16 protein-coding genes are annotated in these 15259 nt (G+C 67.8%); 6 read left to right on the forward strand and 10 right to left on the reverse strand.

The genetic code is table 11. From position 1 onward, the window contains the following. The first annotated feature begins 142 nt into the window (after positions 1 to 142). The 5 genes from C5F75_RS29890 to C5F75_RS29910 all read left to right on the forward strand — a co-directional run bounded on the left by C5F75_RS29890 (position 143) and on the right by C5F75_RS29910 (position 5478). Complete coding sequence (locus C5F75_RS29890) at positions 143 to 1153, forward strand: hypothetical protein (RefSeq protein ID WP_104013171.1); 1011 nt, start codon at positions 143 to 145, stop codon at positions 1151 to 1153. Between the two features lie 182 nt (positions 1154 to 1335). Next, positions 1336 to 2238, forward strand: a complete 903-nt coding sequence (locus C5F75_RS29895; protein ID WP_456151271.1) for a cysteine hydrolase family protein — start codon at positions 1336 to 1338, stop codon at positions 2236 to 2238. 75 nt (positions 2239 to 2313) lie between these two features. Continuing rightward, entirely contained in the window at positions 2314 to 3225 is a 912-nt protein-coding gene (locus tag C5F75_RS29900; RefSeq protein ID WP_104013181.1) for a LysR family transcriptional regulator, read from the forward strand. Positions 3226 to 3751: 526 nt separating this feature from the next. Further along, positions 3752 to 4561: a TlpA family protein disulfide reductase gene (locus C5F75_RS29905; RefSeq protein WP_099317000.1), complete on the forward strand. Its 810-nt coding sequence runs from the start codon at positions 3752 to 3754 to the stop codon at positions 4559 to 4561. Positions 4562 to 4626: 65 nt separating this feature from the next. Continuing rightward, positions 4627 to 5478: an ion transporter gene (locus C5F75_RS29910; protein WP_099316999.1), complete on the forward strand. Its 852-nt coding sequence runs from the start codon at positions 4627 to 4629 to the stop codon at positions 5476 to 5478. Positions 5479 to 5532: 54 nt separating this feature from the next. Here C5F75_RS29910 and C5F75_RS29915 read toward each other — a convergent pair whose 3' ends face one another. The 10 genes from C5F75_RS29915 to C5F75_RS29960 form a co-directional block, all read right to left on the reverse strand. Continuing rightward, the gene (locus tag C5F75_RS29915) at positions 5533 to 6195 is read right to left on the reverse strand and encodes a MarC family protein (RefSeq protein ID WP_059576287.1); all 663 of its coding nucleotides are present in this window, start codon (positions 6193 to 6195) and stop codon (positions 5533 to 5535) included. A 148-nt stretch (positions 6196 to 6343) separates the two neighbouring features. Then, positions 6344 to 6796 (reverse strand): arsenic resistance N-acetyltransferase ArsN2, encoded by a 453-nt coding sequence (gene arsN2 / locus C5F75_RS29920; protein ID WP_230951141.1) that lies wholly within the window; start codon positions 6794 to 6796, stop codon positions 6344 to 6346. A gap of 220 nt (positions 6797 to 7016) precedes the next feature. Further along, positions 7017 to 7739 carry an arsenical resistance protein ArsH gene (gene arsH / locus C5F75_RS29925; protein ID WP_104013172.1) on the reverse strand — a complete coding sequence of 241 codons (723 nt, stop codon included), beginning with the start codon at positions 7737 to 7739 and terminating at the stop codon, positions 7017 to 7019. After that, complete coding sequence (gene arsB, locus C5F75_RS29930) at positions 7736 to 8833, reverse strand: ACR3 family arsenite efflux transporter (protein ID WP_104013173.1); 1098 nt, start codon at positions 8831 to 8833, stop codon at positions 7736 to 7738. Before arsB ends, arsH begins: the two co-directional genes overlap by 4 nt. Before the next feature lie 63 nt (positions 8834 to 8896). After that, positions 8897 to 9391, reverse strand: coding sequence for an arsenate reductase ArsC (locus C5F75_RS29935; RefSeq protein WP_104013174.1), 495 nt, complete (start codon positions 9389 to 9391; stop codon positions 8897 to 8899). Positions 9392 to 9413: 22 nt separating this feature from the next. Further along, positions 9414 to 9761 carry an ArsR/SmtB family transcription factor gene (locus C5F75_RS29940; protein ID WP_059576298.1) on the reverse strand — a complete coding sequence of 116 codons (348 nt, stop codon included), beginning with the start codon at positions 9759 to 9761 and terminating at the stop codon, positions 9414 to 9416. Positions 9762 to 9874: 113 nt separating this feature from the next. Continuing rightward, positions 9875 to 10885, reverse strand: a complete 1011-nt coding sequence (locus C5F75_RS29945; protein ID WP_258048617.1) for a serine protease — start codon at positions 10883 to 10885, stop codon at positions 9875 to 9877. A gap of 181 nt (positions 10886 to 11066) precedes the next feature. Further along, positions 11067 to 11783 carry an outer membrane protein gene (locus C5F75_RS29950; protein WP_099316993.1) on the reverse strand — a complete coding sequence of 239 codons (717 nt, stop codon included), beginning with the start codon at positions 11781 to 11783 and terminating at the stop codon, positions 11067 to 11069. A 107-nt stretch (positions 11784 to 11890) separates the two neighbouring features. After that, the gene (locus C5F75_RS29955; protein ID WP_060010379.1) at positions 11891 to 12550 is read right to left on the reverse strand and encodes a response regulator transcription factor; all 660 of its coding nucleotides are present in this window, start codon (positions 12548 to 12550) and stop codon (positions 11891 to 11893) included. Further along, a complete protein-coding gene (locus tag C5F75_RS29960; RefSeq protein ID WP_104013176.1) occupies positions 12547 to 13989 on the reverse strand; it encodes a sensor histidine kinase in 1443 nt (480 codons plus the stop codon). The genes C5F75_RS29955 and C5F75_RS29960 overlap by 4 nt, the downstream gene beginning before the upstream one ends. Positions 13990 to 14434: 445 nt before the next feature. Here C5F75_RS29960 and C5F75_RS29965 point away from each other — a divergent pair, with 445 nt between their 5' ends. After that, a complete protein-coding gene (locus C5F75_RS29965; protein WP_059576313.1) occupies positions 14435 to 15247 on the forward strand; it encodes a response regulator transcription factor in 813 nt (270 codons plus the stop codon). Positions 15248 to 15259 lie beyond the last annotated feature (12 nt).

A 15259-nucleotide genomic window follows, 5' to 3' on the forward strand; every position in this document is an offset into this window, starting at 1 on the left:
GCTACAAAATGTGAATCCGTGTCACTCCTCGCCCTGTGCGCCGGGATTCCTCGCGATATCTGTAGCAACGTCCTACAGTTACGAGAAACAACCGCACCGCATCCCCCGCTCGGCGATGCGCACCCGAATCCGAGGACTGCCCATGCCGAGTATCTTCGCCGCACCCGCCAATGCCCCGCCAGGCCCCGTCGCGGCGGAAACGCGCATGGTGCACGACGTGGCGACGCTGAAGCCGTCCGACTACCGCTCGGCGGACGGCGCGTCGTGGGTCGTCTCGACCATCACGCCGGCCGCTGACAGCGGCGCGAACGTCACGGGCAACACGTATTTCGACACCGCGAAAGGCCGCACCGTCCCGGTACCCGACGCGCGCCGCCGCTATGCGAATCGCGGCACGTGGCAGGTCGTCGCGAGCGCGAGCCCCGCCGTGCCCGCGACGGGCCGCTACGACTGGCTCACGCTCGCGTGGCTGCCGATCAACCGGCGGCCGCCGCCGCAAACACCCGAGCACCTGTATTCGCCGTTCATTCGCGGCGGCACGATCGTCTATCGGTGGAATCCGGCCGCCGAAGGCGGCGAGCAGTTCGGCAACGTGCGGATGATCTTTCCGGAGTGGGCGCGGCAGGTGGCCGATGCGTTGCGGTCTACACCGGCCGCGACGCAGGGCGGCGTGTCGTCGGCGTCGCAACCGGCACTCGAGCGCCTGAAAGCGGACACGAATCCGATGACCGCCGTACTCGACTTCGGCGATGCGCTGCGCGAGGAACCCGCGGAGCGGATCGTTGCCCGGCTGCCTGCGCTGCTGAGGGTGGAAGACCGGCGTGAACTATCGGCGATCGTGTTCCTGTGCCTGTCCGCCGCGCGCGATGAAGACCGGCCACGCTTCGTCGACACGATCAACGCGACGATCGCGGGAACCGACGACGGCGCGCGCCTGCTGGCGATCGCGTACGGCGCGTTCGCCGCAGGACGAACGCAACCGGTTCCATTCGGCGACAAAGCGCTGAATACGTTCGTCAACGATGTGTTCGGTGCGCTGAAACAGCGGACGGCGGCGCTCGGCATACCGGTCGCGCAAGGGTCGCCGTGGTACGCGTTCTTTACCGCGTATCGGCTCGGTGAGGCGGAATCGGGTAACGGCTCCCGACGCTGACGGCATCACGCTTCGCACTTCCCGGTTCCCGCGAGCCTGCCTGTCTATCAAAAAGCCGCCGCTGCTTGCGGCCGCAACGACGGCCGGCGCTTACGCCGCCTTTCGCTTGCGCGTGTCTCCTGCGTTCGATAAGACCCGCCTCACGGGAATTCCCGCCTGAATCAGCCGGGACCGAGTGATCGATGCGCGCCCGTTTTTTATCCTTGCATGACGCACCGACGGACAGACAACGGCCAGCCGTTCGCACAACGCATCGCCAGGCCGCGGTCCCGCGCGATTCGTTCGCCGTCCGCACAGGTGATGTTTTCCCGGCGGTGGCGCGTATTCGCGGCGACGTCCCTATAGTTCGAGGCACTCGACATTTCCACAGGAGCCCCGTCATGTTTGCATTCTCGATCCGCAACCTCGCCCGCTACGCCGTCCTCGCGTCGGCCGCCACCATGCTGCCGACCGCCGAAGCCGCATCCAGCCTGCCCGCCACGCCGACGATTCGCGCGATGGCCGGCGCGCAACCGATCGACCATCTCGACCCGAAGACGACCGCGCTCGTCGTCATCGATTTCCAGAACGAATACCTGAACGGCAGGATGCCGATCGCCGACGTCCAACAGGCGATGGCCAACGCGAAGCGCCTGATCGACTTCGCGGACCGCAACGGCATGCGCGTCTACCAGGTCCAGCACGTCGCGCCGGCAGGCTCGGCGTTGTTCGCACTCGGCGGCAAGACCGTCGAGTTCATTCCGGAAATGAAGCCGCGCGCGCAGGACGTGGTCGTGCGGAAGGAAACGGTCAGCGTGTTCGCGAGCACCGATATCGACAAGCGCCTGAAGGCGGACGGTATCAAGACGCTGGTGATCGCGGGCCTGATGACGCACGCATGCGTCGCCGGCGCCGCCCGGGATGCCGCGCCGCTCGGCTACGGCGTCGTGGTAGCATCGGACGCCTCTGCGACGCGCGCCATCGCACGCGCGAACGGCCAGTCGATCGACAAGGACACGCTGCACCGCGCCGCGCTCGCCGAGATCGAGGATACGTTCGGCGACGTGAAGACGACGGCCGACATCCTCGCCCTGCCGCTGCGCTGATCGTTCGCCGCACCGCACCCGTCGAAGCGGGTGCGGCGGCCCGATCACCGCTTCTTCCGCGAACCGGAGCCCGACATGGATCAACTGCTCGCGATGCGCGTCTATCGGAGCCTCGTCGAAGCAAAAGGATTCTCGGCCGCGGCCGATCGCCTCGACACGACCCATTCGACCGTATCGCGCCAGTTGAAACTGCTCGAAGCCGGCCTGGGCGTGCAGCTCGTCAACCGCAACACGCGCCATTTCTCGCTGACACCCGCCGGCGAGCGCTATTACGACGCATGCGTCGAGATTCTCGAGCGCGTCGCGGCAGCGGCGGAGAGCGTGACCGATACGCCCGGCCAGCCGTCGGGCGTATTGCGCGTCAGCATGCCGCTGTCGGTCGGCACGCTGGAAATGCCGGCATGGCTGCCCGCGTTCCGCACCGCCTACCCCGACATTCGCCTCGACGTGTCGTGCAGCGACCGCTTCGTCAATCTGATCGGCGAAGGGTTCGACGTCGCGCTGCGCATCAGCGGCGAACTGCCGGACTCCGATCTCGTCGCGAAAACCCTGGCGATCTCCGACGAAATTCTCGTCGCGGCGCCGGACTATGTCGCGCGCCGCGGCCTGCCGCGCACACCCGCTGAACTGGCGAAACACGATCTGCTCGCCTACAGCGGCGGCGACGACCGGATCAGTTGGCGCGTCACACCGCCGAGCGGCGCACCGGTCACGGTGCGGCTCGACGGCCCGCTGCGCATCGATGCGATCACCGCGTTGCATGCGGCCGCGCTCGGCGGCCTCGGCATCGGCGCCTTCACGCACCACACGGTAAGCAACGACATCGCGCACGGGCGGCTCGTCCCGATCCTGCCCGGCCATACGCTGGCGAAGCGCCGCTACTACGCGCTGTATCCGAAATCCCGGCACGTGCCGCCGAAGGTGCGTGCGTTTGTCGACTTCGTCGCCGCGCTTTACGGCACGCATGTCGGCGGCGACGGCCAGTGAGCAAGCGATCGACAGCCGCCCGCGGATGCGCCGGGGCAGCCGAGACGGGCGTCATGTCGCGAACGCGTGAATGCCCTGTGCTCGCATCTGGCAGCGTTCCTATTCCGTTAAACCAGCCGATATACACCGGAGTGCGGCCGCGCCCACCGACCGCCACAAGGCATTCACGCGTGCACGCACGACGCTAAAAAAAGCGGCCGCTCGCGAGCGGAGCGGCCGTCAAGGAGAGATCCCTGTGCGGGATACCGGCGGACACCACACCAGACCGGCAAGCATATTGTTGATGAACGGCACGCTGCTGACCATCGGCCCCGTCTGATTCGCTGCACGCCGGCGTGAACGGCATGCAATCCCGGGCTACCCCGCCTGGCGCCTGTCGCTTTCCGCAACACGCCGTTACGTTCCGGAAAGGAACCCCATCCGCGGCAACCGGTCGAAACGCCGCACGACCGCCGACGGCTCGATCGCCGCGGCGGCCATCCGCCTTTCCGCCCCGCTCGATCACGTCCATCATTCTTCCTGCCTCATGCTGAGCATCGGTCCCTTCTCGATCCGCGTCGTCGCGGTAGCCGTCGCCGCGCTGCTGGCGTGGCTCGTCGCGCGCTTCATCCAGCGCCGTCCGCCGGACGGGCATCACAAGAGCGCGTCGAGCCTGATCCTCGACGTGCTGCTGCTCGGGCTGATCGCCGCTCGGGTCGGTTACGTCGCGCAATGGTGGCCGGACTATGCGGCGACGCCGCGCGCGATCGTCGCGCTCGGCGACGGCGGCTTCGACGCGCGCATCGGTATCGCGGCCGCGCTGGTGTTCGCCGGCTGGCGCCTGCGCCGCCTGCCCGCGCTGCGTCGGCCGGTGCTGGCCGGCATCGTCGCGGGCCTCGGTGCGTGGGGTATCGCGCAAGGCACGCTCGCGACGTTGCAGCGCGGCGCGCCGCCGCTTGCCGCGATGCCGCTCCAGGCGCTCGATTCGACGCCCGTGTTGCCGGCGGGCTTCGTCGGCAAGCCGGTCGTCGTGAACCTGTGGGCGACGTGGTGCGCGCCGTGCCGCCGCGAGATGCCGATCCTCGCACAGGCGCAGCGCGACCATCCGGGCATCACGGTGCTGATGCTCAACCAGGGAGAAAGCGCGCAAGCGGTGCGCGCTTTCCTCGAACAGCAGCACCTGCGCTTCGATCACGTGCTGCTCGATCCTTCGCTGCACGCAATGCATGCGTATGGCTCGCGCGGGCTGCCGACCACGTTGTTCTTCGACGCGAAAGGCGAACTCGTGGAATCGCACATGGGCGAACTGACCCCCGCCCGGTTGAAGGACACCATTACGCAGCGCTTCGCGCAGTAGCCCGCAACGCAGGAATCAGACCTGTCCGATAGGCCGGGCGATACACGGCCCGTACACTCGGGCCCATGATTTCGCTGATCCAGTCCGCCTTCGATACGGCGCGCGATGCGGTCGCGCACGTCGCGCGCCGCCCTTCGTTCCTGCGCAAGCTCGACATCGCCGTGCTCGCGCTGATCGTCGCGAGCGTGCTCGTCGTGATGGCCGACAGCGTGCAGGAGTTGCACCAGCAATACGGCCACGCGCTCTACGCGGCCGAATGGGCGTTCACGCTGCTGTTTTCCGCCGAGTACCTGCTGCGCCTCTGCACCGCGAAGAAGCCGGCCGCGTATGCGCGCAGCTTCTTCGGCATCGTCGATCTCGTGTCGGTGCTGCCGACCTACCTCGCGTTCTTCTTCCCGGGCCTGCACGCGCTGATCGACGTGCGGCTGCTGCGGCTGCTGCGCGTGTTCCGCATCCTCGGGCTGTCGATCTATCTCGAGGAAGGGCAGATGTTGATCCGCGCGCTCACGCGTGCGCGGCGCAAGATCTTCGTGTTCATCGGCGGGATGTTCGTGCTCGTCGTGATTCTCGGCACCGTGATCTTTCTCGTGGAAGGGCCGGAGCACGGGATCACGAGCATTCCGGTGGGCGTCTACTGGGCGGCCGTGACGATGAGCACGACCGGATACGGCGACCTGACGCCCGTCACGCCGCTCGGCCGGTTGATCACGTCGTGCGCGATTCTGCTCGGCTACGGGATCATCGCGTTCCCGACCGGGATCATGGGCGCGGAGCTGGTCGCGTCGGCGCTGGAGCACAAGCGGGCCGGCAAGGGCGACATATCCTGTTGCCCGCATTGCGGCGCCACGCTCCCGTCGCATGGGGAAACCGATGCGGCACCGCGCGGGCGCGCGGATGTGCATCGAAACGACACGTAGCCGACATTGCCGCCGGCCTCGAAAGCAGGCCACGACGACGCCCCTTCATCGCGCCTACCCGCCCAGCGTCTGCACGAACGCGGCCACTCCCGTCAGCATGATCTGCACGCCCACGCACAGCAGCAGGAATGCGGAGACGCGCATCGCGACCTTCGTCCCTTCGCTGCCGAGATAGCGCGCGAGCGTCGTCGCGCGGCTGTAGATCTGCCAGATCGCGAACGCGACGAGCGCCGCGACCGCCGCCGATACGACCCCCGACAACAGATAGTCGCTCGCCGTATGCGCGCGGTTCGCGTGCAGTGCGATGCCGGCCGCGATCGAGCCCGGGCCGATCGTCAGCGGCACGGTCAGCGGAAAGAACGCGCGCGACATCAGCTTGTGCAGGTCATCGCCGTGCGCGGCGGCGTCGCCGCCGGCCGGTACGTCCGGCGCGTTCAGCATCGACCAGCCGGCCACGGCCACCGCGAAGCCGCCACCGATCCGCAGCGCCTCCATCGATATTCCGAAGAAATTCAGCACCGGCGCGCCGGCGAAGAAAATCACGAGCAGCGTGGCGAAGACGTTCGTCGCGAGCCGCTTCGACAGAATCGCGCGCTCGGCTTCGGTCAGCGATTGCGTGCGCTCGAGAAACACGAATGCCATACCGACCGGATTGATGATGCCGATCAGGCCGGTGAAGCCGAACAGGATTTCAGGGATCAGACGGTCGAGCTGCATCGATCGTACTCTCCGGTAACGAACAGGAATAAAAAAGCGGCCAGTCGGGAAGACCAGCCGCGAAGAGGAGATATCTCCATGATCCGGCACACGGGGGTGTGCCGGGCCGCAGAACCTGAATTGTCGGGAATATGAACCGGGAAGGAAATCAGCCACGTCCGATTTTTGCGTCGCAGATCATCAGCATCGCGACGGCCGACCCCGGACAGACGCCCTGAAACTGGCTGGACGCCAGCAACGGCGCGGGCACCGCCTCGCGGGCGATACGGACGAAGCCTTGCGTGACGAAGTAGTCTTCCGCCGTCGTGGTCAGCAGCGCGACCGACTGGACGGCACGCGCGCGGCATTCCGCGAGCAGGCGAGCCACCAGCATCCGCCCGACGCCGGCGCGACGCGCGTGTTCGACGACAGCGATCGAACGAATGAGCGCATGGCGTCCGTGGAACTCGATTCCACCACACCCCACGATGCCGGACGCCGCGTCGGCAACGACGAAATGCGGCAGATGTACGGCAACGCCCGCAGTCGGCAAACCGCTGGCACGAAGCAGCGCGTCGATCGCGGTCAGATCGGATTCGGTCGCTTGACGAAGAAACACCATGGTTCCACTCCCGGTTTGCCGTGACATTCCCCGAATCCAGCACACTCGCGCAAATCCGACGCGCCGCGCCGGAATGCGCGCGATGCGCCCGGGTGTCCATTCAATGGCAATCTGTTTACATTTACATGCGGAATGCACATGCGAATGCCCGCTCGCCGCGTTGTGCGCCTTGGCGATACGTCGAGTATTCGGGGCGTCGCGTTCCGTATGTCAACAGACCCTAGATACGCGCTTGATTGACGCGCTTCGACAGTTCCTCCGCGCTTTCCTTGCGCTCGCTGTACCGGTCGACCAGATAGGGGCCGACGTCGCGCGTGAGCAGCGTGAACTTCACCAGTTCCTCCATCACGTCCACCACGCGATCGAAATACGCGGACGGCTTCATCCGCCCCGCTTCGTCGAATTCCATGAACGCCTTGGCCACCGACGACTGGTTCGGGATGGTCAGCATGCGCATCCAGCGCCCGAGCACGCGCATCTGGTTCACCGCGTTGAACGACTGCGAGCCGCCGCTCACCTGCATCACCGCGAGCGTCTTGCCCTGCGTCGGCCGCACGGCGCCCGTCGACAGCGGAATCCAGTCGATCTGCGCTTTCATGATGCCGGTCATCGCGCCGTGCCGTTCCGGCGAGCACCACACCATGCCTTCGGACCACATCACGTGCTCGCGCAGCTCGACCACTTTCGGGTGGCTCTCCGGCGCATCGTCCGGCAGCGGCAATCCGCTCGGATTGAACATGCGCACCTCGGCGCCCATCGCGGTGAGCAGGCGCGCAGCTTCCTCGACCAGCAAGCGGCTGAACGAACGCTCGCGCAGCGACCCGTACAGAAGCAGGAACCTCGGCGAATGGGTCGACGGCGCCGCGGGCCGCAGGTGCGCGACGTCCGGCACGTGAAACAGCGTGGCGTCGAGTTGCGGCAGGTCTTTCAGGGAGTCGGTCATGGGGCGGTTCTCTCGTGATCTCGGGCCCGGCACTCGTACCAGCCCTTCGACCGGTTGACGATACGCACGACCAGCAGCATCGTCGGCACCTCGATCAGCACGCCGACGACGGTAGCCAGCGCCGCGCCGGAATGAAAACCGAACAGGCTGATCGCGGCCGCGACCGCCAGCTCGAAAAAGTTGGATGCGCCGATCAGCGCCGACGGGCAGGCCACGCTGTGCTTCTCGCCCACCGCGCGATTGAGCCAGTACGCGAGCGCCGAATTGAAGAACACCTGAAGCAGGATCGGCACCGCGAGCAGCGCGATCACGAGCGGCTGCCGCAGGATCGCTTCGCCCTGAAACGCGAACAGCAGCACGAGCGTGGCCAGCAGCGCGGCGATCGACCACGGGCCGGCCTTCGCCATGGCGGCGTCGAACGCCGCCTGCCCCTTCGCGAGCAGCATCTTGCGCCACAGCTGCGCGAAGATCACCGGAATCACGATGTAGAGCACGACCGACGTGAGCAGCGTCGCCCACGGCACCGTGATGGCCGACATCCCCAGCAGCAGGCCGACCAGCGGCGCGAACGCGATCACCATGATGCTGTCGTTCAGCGCGACTTGCGACAGCGTGAACAGCGGGTCGCCGCCCGTCAGCCGGCTCCATACGAACACCATCGCCGTGCACGGCGCCGCGGCCAGCAGGATCAGGCCCGCGATGTAGCTGTCGAGCTGGTCGGCCGGCAGCATCGGCGCGAACAGATGGCGGATGAACAGCCAGCCGAGAAACGCCATCGAGAACGGCTTGACGAGCCAGTTCACGACGAGCGTGACGCCGATGCCTCTCACATGCCGACGCACCTCGTGCAGCGCGCCGAAGTCGACCTTGACCAGCATCGGGACGATCATCACCCAGATCAGCAGCCCGACCGGGAGATTGACCTGCGCGTACGCCATCCGGCCGATCCGCTGGAACAGGTCGGGCAGCACCTGGCCGAGCGCGATGCCGGCGACGATGCACAGCGCGACCCAGATCGTCAGGTAGCGTTCGAAGAAGTTGATGGAAGGCTTTGCGACAGCCTTGCCCGGCGGGGCGACGTTGGATGTGTTCATCGGACAGGTTCAGCCTCGAAGTCGTTGGCGCTCGCGCGTTTCGGCAGACCGCCGCGCAAATGATCAGGTTTGCGAGATCGCGGTCAACGCCGTCTGGAGTTCGGCATGGCTCATGCGGTCCAGCGGCAGCGCGAGCAACTGCAGCATGCGATAGCCGATCGCCTGACGCGTGAGTTCGAACGCGCGGCGCTTGCCTTCGTCACCGCCCGTCGCATTCGACGGATCGGCGTAACCCCAATGGACTTTGACCGGGCTGCCGGGCCAGTACGGACAGGTTTCCGCCGCCGCGCCGTCGCACACGGTGATGACGACGCGCATTTCCGGCACGCCGTCGCCAACGAACTCGTCCCAGCTCTTGCTGCGGTATCCGGCCACGTCGACGCCGGCGTTCGTCAGCGCTTCCAGCGCGAACGGATTGAGGCGACCGCTCGGCGCGCTGCCGGCGCTGTAGGCACGCACATCCTTGCCGAGCTTCGCGGCCCAGTGATTGAGCATGCCCTCGGCCAGCACGCTGCGTGCCGAGTTGTGGGTACAAAGGATCAGGACGTTCGTGGTCATGGGCGGGGCACGCGAATGCGCTTCAGGATTGCCGGTTGCGGTTGCTCTTTGCCGACGGCGAACAGACGGAAACCGGCGAACACGGATTCCCGCCGCAACAGTTCTCCGTGAGATAGCCCAGCAGCCCGTTCATCGTGTCGAAGTTCGCGCAGTAGAAGACGAAGCGGCCTTCCTGGCGGCTGGTGACGAGCTGCGCATGCGCGAGTTCCTTCAGGTGAAAGGACAGCGACGATGGCGGCACGTCGAGCAGCGTCGCGATCCGGCCGGCCGGCATGCCTTGCGGCCCCGCCTGCACGAGCGCGCGAAAGACGGCAAGCCGGGATTCATGCGCGAGCGCCGCAAGGGCGGCAATGGTCTGGTTCGTTTCCATTGTTCGATAATAATCGAAATATGGAAACCAGGAAAGCGACGCCGAACCATGGCGTCGCCGGAATGGTCTGCCCCCAAGACGACGCGCGCCGTGCCCGCGCGCGACGTGCGCCGTCAGCGCCCGATCAGCCGCGTGTGACTCGGCAACGCGACCGTGAGATCGGTGTCGCCCGCTGCCGGCCGCGACACGTCACGCGTCGTGGCAAGCCATTGCGCGAATTCGGCGGCGGTCATGCCGACGGCCTCGGCCGAACTCGATGCGGGAGTGCCCGCCGGCTCGCCTGCCGCGTGTGCGGCCCGTTGCGCATGCGTTGCCGCACCACGAGATGGCGGGGCCGCCGGCGCGTTCGACGCCGCGTCCGGCGCCTTTTTGCCACGCGACATGGCGGCAGGCTTCGCCGCCGAACGCGCGGCGGCGGCAACCGGCTTCGAGGTGACCGGCGATGCGGGTTCGGCATCCGGCGCCGCGGCTTGCGCCACGACGGCATCCGATGCGATCGCCATCGCCACGGCCACCGGCGCATCGCCCGACGGCGCGCGGCCGGCATGCAGCGCACGCGATGCCGCGGATGCCGCTTCCGCAGCTTCCACCGCGACAGCCGCCGGACGGGCAACCTCGCCGTCCGCGGCCGTCGCACGATCGGCCGGCACGATCGCCACTTCGGCCGCCCTGCCGGTCGCCTGCGCCACCTGCGTCGCGGCAACGGCCGCCGTCGGCGCCACCAGGATCGCCGCCGAATAGACGGCGCCATGCTCCGCCGCGTGCTGACGTTCATCGACGAAATGCGTCGCGAAAACGCACGTCGCGCCGAACAGCGCGCACGCCATCAGCGTGAGCCGCCAGTGGCGGCGCAGCGGGTGCGGCCGGACCCATGCCCGGTTATCCGAGCCGAAATCCTCCGCACGCACCGCCTTCTCGGCTTTGCGCGACTTCGTTGCGTGCACAACCATATCGGCTTGCCCGGCCGCGGGCATCGCCGCGCGGCGCGTGCCCTTCAGGTCGAACACGTTCGGTTTCGGCCGCCGGCTCGCCACGAACGGCCGGCGCCGCCGGCCGTACGGCGGCGGCACATCCGAGAACGGATGCGCGAGCGGAATCGCGTAATGGCCGGTGATGTCCTGCATGCTCATGATGTCGACGACGCATTGCGCGACATCCGCCGCGGCAATCCGTGCTCCCGTAGTTGAACGAATGACCCCGAGTATCGCCGTCGCGCCGGTTTCGGTAAATCGGACTGCGTTACCTTCGATCCGGACCGTAGTCGGCCTGGTCCTACCGATCCGCGGCCGGCCCGGCGGACGGCACTTAGAACCGGCCGCGCAAGCCGATGAACACCTCGTTCGACGACAGCTTCGACTTCAGTTGTTCGTCGCGCGCGTTGACGCGGTTCGCGAACGTGTTGAAGCCGGTCTCGACGTTGCCCATGTCGACATAGCGATACCCGAGGTCGATCGAGAAGCGCTTGTTGATCGCATAGCTCACGCCCGCGCCAGCCGAATACGCGAGATTGGTCTGCGTCTTCGACGCGAAGCGGCGCGTGTCGTTGGTCTGCCAGCCGTCGGCCGACACGATCGCGACGCCGATGCCGAGCGTGCCGTACACGGAGAAGCCGCGGCCGAGATCGAAGTCCTTGTAGCCGTTCAGCATCAGGCGCTGCGCCGACACGTGGAATTCGTTCGCGTTCGCGTCGAACGGCGCCCAGTAGCTGGTGAAGTTGTTGGTGCGCTTGAACACGTATTCGCCTTCCGCGCGCCAGCCGTTGCCGAACTGGTAGCCGAGGCCGAGCGAGCCGGTGACGTTCGAGCCCGTCTCCGGGCCGCCGACGCGGCTCGTGACGCGCGGGCTCGTCAGCTCCATGTTCACCGCGTTGTCGAACGCGCCGATGACGCGGCCCGTCGCGTAGTAGCCGGCGTCGCCCGGTTCGGCGGTCTTCTTCGTTTCCGGCGCGGCGACGGTATCGGCAAAAGCGGCGCCCGAGAACAGCAGGGCCAGCGTGGAAGGCACGGCAAAGCGCTTGATCATGATGAATCGAATCCTTGACGATGGATGACTGGTCGGAGAAGCCCCCATCGTAGGAATCGCGCCGCGATCGTTGAACCCGTTCGGCTACGGGTTGCGCCTCCGTAGCGCTACGGAGGCGCCATGCGATGCGATGGAAGCGCCGAGCCCGCGAGCGCCGCGTAATCGCGCACGAGTTCGACGAGCGACGCGGCCCGCAGCTTGTCGAACACGTTCGCGCGATAGGTCTCGACGGTGCGCGGCGACAGCCCGAGCACGCGCGCGATCTCCTTGTTGCTCCAGCCGCGCACGATGCCGTCGAGCACTTCCCGTTCGCGCGCGCTCAGCGTCGCGATACGGGCCGCGCGCGTCTGGCCCGCATCGTCCTGCCCGCGTTGTGCCGCCTGCCGGCGCAGCGCTTGCTGAACCGTATCGATCAGCTCGTCGTCGTCCACCGGCTTGCGCAGGAAATCGAGCGCGCCGCGCTTGAACGCGCGCCGGCACGCATCGACGTTGCCGTGGCCCGTCATCACGATCACCGGCAGGTCGCGTCGCGCACGCAGTGCGTCGAGTGCGTCGAGGCCGCTCATCCCCGGCATCCGGATGTCGAGCAGCACGCAGCCGAGCGCCGGGTCGTCGGCATCGGCAAGAAACGCCGGCGCGTCCGGATAGCAGCGCGTCGGCACGCCCACCGTGCGCAGCAGCAACGCAAGCCCGTCGCGCACGGCTTCGTCGTCGTCGACGATCGCGACGGCCGCTGCGGCGGGCGCCGAATAAGGCGAGCCATTCATGCGGCCTCCTCTGCCAGCGGCAACGACAGCACGGCCTCGACACCTCCCGACGGCAGGTTGCGCACCGTCAGCGCGCCGTCCTGGCGCTGCGCGAGCGTGTCGCACAGCGGCAGCCCGAGGCCGAGCCCGCGCGCACGCGTCGTGAAGAACGGTTCGAACAGGCGCGGCAGCGCGTCTTCCGGCACGCCGGGGCCGTTGTCGACGACGCTGAAGCGGTAATGCCGGCCGACGCGCGCGCCGCTCACGCGGATCTCGCCGCGCGACGTGCCGGCCCCGGTACCGGCCAGCGCATCGCGCGCGTTCCGGATCAGGTTGTGCAGGATCTGCTCGACCGCGATCGGCTCGGCGAACGGCCGCTCGCGCGGCGCCGCGTTGTGCCAGCCGAGCGCGACGTGCTCGCGCGCGCATTCGTCGCGGTACAGGAACAGCAGCGTGTGCATGATCGCGTCGGGATCGAGCGCGCGGCGCTCGCCGCCATGCGCGGTGGCGACCGCTTCGCGCATGCGTTCCAGGATCGCGGCCGCGCGCTTCGCCTGCGCGACGCTCGTCTGCAGCGCTCGCCGCACGCTGTCGCGCTCGTCGGGTTGATCGAGCAGGCGTTCGGCCGCACGCACGTGGCTGACGATCGCCGCGAGCGGCTGGTTCAGCTCGTGCGCGAGGCCCGCGGCCATTTCGCCGAAGGTATCGAGCCGGCCGAAGCGGTCGAGCCGCGCGCGGGCATCCTCGCGGCGCCGCGCCTCGCGCAGCCGCCACGCGACGAGCGCACCCGCGACGAGCAGCGCGGCCACCGCGTTCCACAACGCGATCGGCAGCCACGGCAGATCGGCGGCCGTCAGCGTGCGCGTGGTGTGCAGCACGAATGCCTGCGGCTGCGCGGGCAAGCGCTTCTCCAGAGGCACCGTCCAGCCGGGCAGTGGGCTGCCGGAAGCACGCGACAGCAAGTCGATACGGCGATCGCGCACCGCCAGCGCCGCCGACGAAATCGCCGACGACCAGTCGCCCGCCGGAATCATCTGGCGCGGATCGACACGCACGGCCCAGCCGGAATTCGCCACGAGCCAGTACGCGGCGGCGCCGTCGAACACCATCGCGAACGGTTTGCCGGGCGTCGGCCGCGGCGGCTCGGCCGGCGCCGGTCCGCCGTCGGTTTGCCAGCCCGCGCCGGCGCGCCAGTACGCGAGCCCGTCGACCTGCGGCATCCGCTCGCGCAGGCTGTCGAGCATGTGCGCCGGCGGCGCGGCCAGCGACGACGCGCCGAGCGTCGCGAGGATCGCCTCGTGCTGCGCGGCCTTCTGCGCGAGCAGACGGATCGTGATGCTCGAATCCTGGAAGAAGCGGTTGTACGCGTCGGCGACCGCGCGCGACACGACGAACGCGGTGCCGGCCAGGCTGAGCGCGAGCCACGCCAGCAGCGCGACGAGTCGGACGGAAGGTTTCATGGGCAACGAGGATTCGGCAACGGATGACGGATGGCGCGCAGCGCGGCGCACGGCCCGCGCGATGCGGCGAACGCGGAGAAGCGGTCGCGACGCCGCACGCGATGCGCTCCATTGTCGGCAACTCCGCATGGCCTGTGGTCCGAATGCCGTTATGTTTCCTGTCAGACCGGTCCCAAACATGCGCTTTCCGTGGCAGCGACGCGCAGTTTCGGACTGGACTGATTTTCTTCAGACTCCGAAACGACCACAATCGGCCTGCTTGTTCTCCGTCTCCAGGAGATCAGGCTCCATAGTCGATACTTTTCCCGCCTTCTCCGGCGGGACTTTTTTTGGACGGCATCACGCCACTCCCTGCCCGGAGCCTTCCGGCCATGATCCCGCTTCTTTCCCTCCGGTCGCGAACGCACGCCGCCACCGCGCCGCACCGGCTTCGCCCGCTCGCACCGTGACCGACGCCCCTTCGACCGCGATCGCGATCCTAACGATCGATCATCCGAGCCGCGGCATGTTCGACGACCGGCTGCGCCGCGCGGGCCATGGCTACGATCGGCTGCGCATCGACGACATCCTGCGCCGCGCCGGCTACCGGCCGTTGCGCTTCGAATATCTGACCGATCTGCTCGCGGCCTGCGACACGCGCGCGTTCGATCTCTTCATCGTGCAATGCGAAACGGCCTGCCGCCGCACGACGGACGCGATCCGCGCGCTGCGCGCGCGTTTCGCCGACACCGTGGCGATCATGTCGATCAGCCAGCGCGATGCGGATCTCGCGCAATCGGCGTGTTTCGTGGCGGGTGCGAACGAGCATCTGCCTTACGCCGCGTCGCCCGACGCGCTGATCGGCAGCATCGCGACGTGGCTGCGCTGGTCCCATCACCGTGCGATCCATCATCGCCACTGGCGGATCGGACAGTTCGAGTTCGATACGGCCGCGCGCAGCGTGACCGTCGCCGGCCGCGAGCACGTGCTGACCGAGAAGCACTTCCAGATCGCGACCGCGTTCTTCCTGAACATGGGCCGTGCGCTCGATCGCGCGCACGTGAGCCAGCTCGTGTGGGGCTCGCTCGTCGCGTCGCAAAGCCGGCGGCTCGACACGCACGTCGCGTATCTGCGCGACCGGCTCGAACTCGACGGGCGGCACGGCGTGCGGATGATGACGATGTACGGCTTCGGATACCGGCTCGTCACGTGCGAGCCGGACGATCCGCCCGGGCCGGACCCGCGCCGGGCCGACGGCACGCGCGCCGCGCAACCCTGACGGGCAGCGTTG

This window comes from Burkholderia anthinoferrum (assembly GCF_002925705.1).
Lineage (GTDB): Bacteria > Pseudomonadota > Gammaproteobacteria > Burkholderiales > Burkholderiaceae > Burkholderia > Burkholderia semiarida.